The sequence below is a fragment of the Streptomyces sp. OfavH-34-F genome (genome assembly GCF_022347745.1).
Lineage (GTDB): Bacteria > Actinomycetota > Actinomycetes > Streptomycetales > Streptomycetaceae > Streptomyces.
This window is the reverse complement of sequence record NZ_JAKRGC010000541.1, coordinates 1-2,366: the sequence shown is the minus strand read 5'-3', so window position 1 is coordinate 2,366 and position 2,366 is coordinate 1. Positions and strand designations below refer to the sequence as shown.

Sequence of the window (2,366 nt, the reverse complement as noted above, 5' to 3'; positions counted from 1 at the left end):
CGCGGAGCCGGACAAGCCGAAGACCCCGGCGGCGCCGGCCCGCCCCGTACGGCCCGGCGAGCGTCCGGCCCCGAAGCCCTCGGAGGTCTTCCCGCCCCGCCGCCCGGTGCCCCGGCCGCCGGAGCGCGCCGCGGGGTAGGGCCTCTCCGGACGGCGGGGGGCGGCTCGCTACTCTGGACGGCATGGACTACGTATCCGCGCTCGTGCCCCCCGTGGTGATGGCCGCCTTCTTCATCGGCCTGGTCGTGACGATCGTCAAGAGCCAGGGCGGCCCCAACAAGGCCAAGGAGGACGCGGCCGTGGACGCGGCGGCCGTCCGCGCCGAAGCGGGCCCGCAGACCCCGCGCACCGAAGGGGCCTGACCTCCCCCGGGGCGCGCCAGGAGCACCTCGCAGACGAAAGGGCGTACGACTCACGAAGAGTCGTACGTCCTTTTGCCGTGCCGAACTGCTGCGCATTCCAGACATCCGGCACTAAGGTGACGCTGTGCCCCGTCAATTGGGAGAGCTTGAGGACGCCGTGATGACACGGGTCTGGGAATGGAACCGTCCGGTCACCGTCCGGGAAGTCCTGGAGGACCTTCAGCGGGAGCGGTCCATCGCCTACACCACCGTCATGACGGTAATGGACAATCTCCATCAGAAGGGCTGGGTCCGCCGCGAAGTGGAGGGCCGCGCATATCGCTATACGGCCGTCTCCACCCGGGCCGCATATGCCGCTGCCCTGATGAACGAAGCCTGGTCGCACAGCGACAACCCGGCCGCCGCGCTGGTCGCCTTCTTCGGCATGATGTCCGCCGAGCAGCGCGAGGCTCTGCGGGACGCGATGCGCATCGTTGTGCCCACTCTTCCCGAGGACGGCCCGCCATCCCCCGGTGAAGCCGGTGAAGCCGGTGAACCGGCCGATGACGCGGAGCCCCCGGACGAGCGATAGCGTCTGCGTATGTCCTCTGAGCTTCCGCAAACCGATTTGCAGACCGAACCGTCGGTTATAAACGTCGCCATCACCGTCCGGCGCGCACGGACGAGCGATGTCCCGGCCGTCCGGCGACTCCTCGACGGCTACGCGAGGGAAGGCATCCTCCTCGACAAAGCCACGGTGACGCTTTACGAGGACATCCAGGAGTTCTGGATCGCCGAACGGGACGAGGACGCGGCCGTCGTCGGCGTCGGCGCACTGCACGTGATGTGGGAAGACCTCGCCGAAGTCCGCACGCTCGCGGTCGATCCCGGCCTGCGCGGCTCCGGAGTGGGGCATCAGGTCCTGGACAAGCTGCTGCGCACCGCCCGCTGGCTGGGCGTCCGCCGGGTTTTCTGTCTCACCTTCGAAGTCGAGTTCTTCGCGAAGCACGGCTTCGTGGAGATCGGAGAGACGCCCGTGGACGGAGATGTCTACAGTGAGCTGCTGCGTTCCTATGACGAGGGAGTCGCGGAGTTCCTCGGTCTCGAACGAGTGAAGCCGAACACCTTGGGCAACAGCCGGATGCTTCTGCACCTGTGACCGCCGGAAGTGGGGGCGATCCCTATGTCCGAATCGCGTACGTTTCCCGGCCCGTTGTGCCCTTGAACCTCTCCCGAGGGTTTGTGTTTTCCGGAGAAAAGCGGTTTCCTTTCCGCGTACTCCATTTTCGATGAAAGGAAATCCGGTGGCACAGAAGGTTCAGGTCCTTCTTGTTGACGACCTTGACGGTGGCGAGGCGGACGAGACGGTGACGTTCGCGCTGGACGGCAAGACGTACGAGATCGACCTCACCACCAGCAACGCCGACAAGCTGCGTTCCCTTCTCGAGCCCTACGCGAAGAACGGCCGGCGTACCGGTGGCCGTGCGGCGTCGGGTCGCGGCAAGGGCCGTGCGGTCTCCGGCGGCAACAAGGACACCGCCGAGATCCGTAAGTGGGCGCGCGAGAACGGCCACAATGTGAATGACCGCGGCCGTGTCCCGGCGGAGATCCGCGAGGCTTACGAGAAGGCCAACGGCTGAGTCGCGGACTCGTCGTGGAACACGCCCGCCCGGGCGCGCGCAAGCCGGACCCGGTGGCATTCCGTCGCCACGGCGTCCACGAGCCGGACGAGGTCGGGAGCGTCTCCATCCCCGCTCCCGAAGCCGGAGAAGGCCGGGAAAACCGGCGCCTCGTCCTGTTCCGGTGACGGCCAGGGGGGTCGCAGCCAGGAGGCGGCCCCCGGCTCCGCCCGCACGCCCGGCGGCGGCGGTGCGGTGATGTGCCCGCCCGTGCCCAGGACGGCGAGCGAGAGCGCGACCCCGCCCCACTCCAGCCAGTCCAGCAGACCCGGCAGCTCCTCCGCGCTGCCCGGCGCCACCAGCAGCGCCATCCGCGGCCCCCGCAGCGCCACCGGACCGCTCCGGC

At 68.7% G+C, this 2,366-nt stretch carries 5 protein-coding genes; 4 read left to right on the top strand and 1 reads right to left on the bottom strand.

Annotated elements, in window-relative coordinates; genetic code table 11:
• Positions 1-182 precede the first annotated feature (182 nt).
• The 4 genes from MHW47_RS34600 (at position 183) to MHW47_RS34585 (ending at position 1,981) form a co-directional block, all read left to right on the top strand.
• Positions 183-362, top strand: a complete 180-nt coding sequence (locus MHW47_RS34600; RefSeq protein WP_239227793.1) for a hypothetical protein — start codon at positions 183-185, stop codon at positions 360-362.
• 124 nt (positions 363-486) lie between these two features.
• Complete coding sequence (locus tag MHW47_RS34595; RefSeq protein WP_239227792.1) at positions 487-933, top strand: BlaI/MecI/CopY family transcriptional regulator; 447 nt, start codon at positions 487-489, stop codon at positions 931-933.
• A 9-nt stretch (positions 934-942) separates the two neighbouring features.
• Positions 943-1,500, top strand: a complete 558-nt coding sequence (locus tag MHW47_RS34590) for an amino-acid N-acetyltransferase (protein ID WP_239227791.1) — start codon at positions 943-945, stop codon at positions 1,498-1,500.
• A gap of 145 nt (positions 1,501-1,645) precedes the next feature.
• Entirely contained in the window at positions 1,646-1,981 is a 336-nt protein-coding gene (locus MHW47_RS34585) for an Lsr2 family protein (RefSeq protein WP_018102272.1), read from the top strand.
• Here MHW47_RS34585 and MHW47_RS34580 read toward each other — a convergent pair.
• On the bottom strand, positions 1,960-2,366 hold a 407-nt coding region (locus MHW47_RS34580), incomplete at its 5' end, for an SCO3374 family protein (protein ID WP_239227790.1). The genes MHW47_RS34585 and MHW47_RS34580 overlap by 22 nt on opposite strands.

What these genes read in the sequence shown, in the direction of transcription:
- MHW47_RS34590 (WP_239227791.1), top strand. Translation starts at nt 943, where the DNA reads ATGTCCTCTGAGCTTCCGCAAACCGATTTGCAGACCGAACCGTCGGTT.
- MHW47_RS34600 (WP_239227793.1), top strand. Translation starts at nt 183, where the DNA reads ATGGACTACGTATCCGCGCTCGTGCCCCCCGTGGTGATGGCCGCCTTC.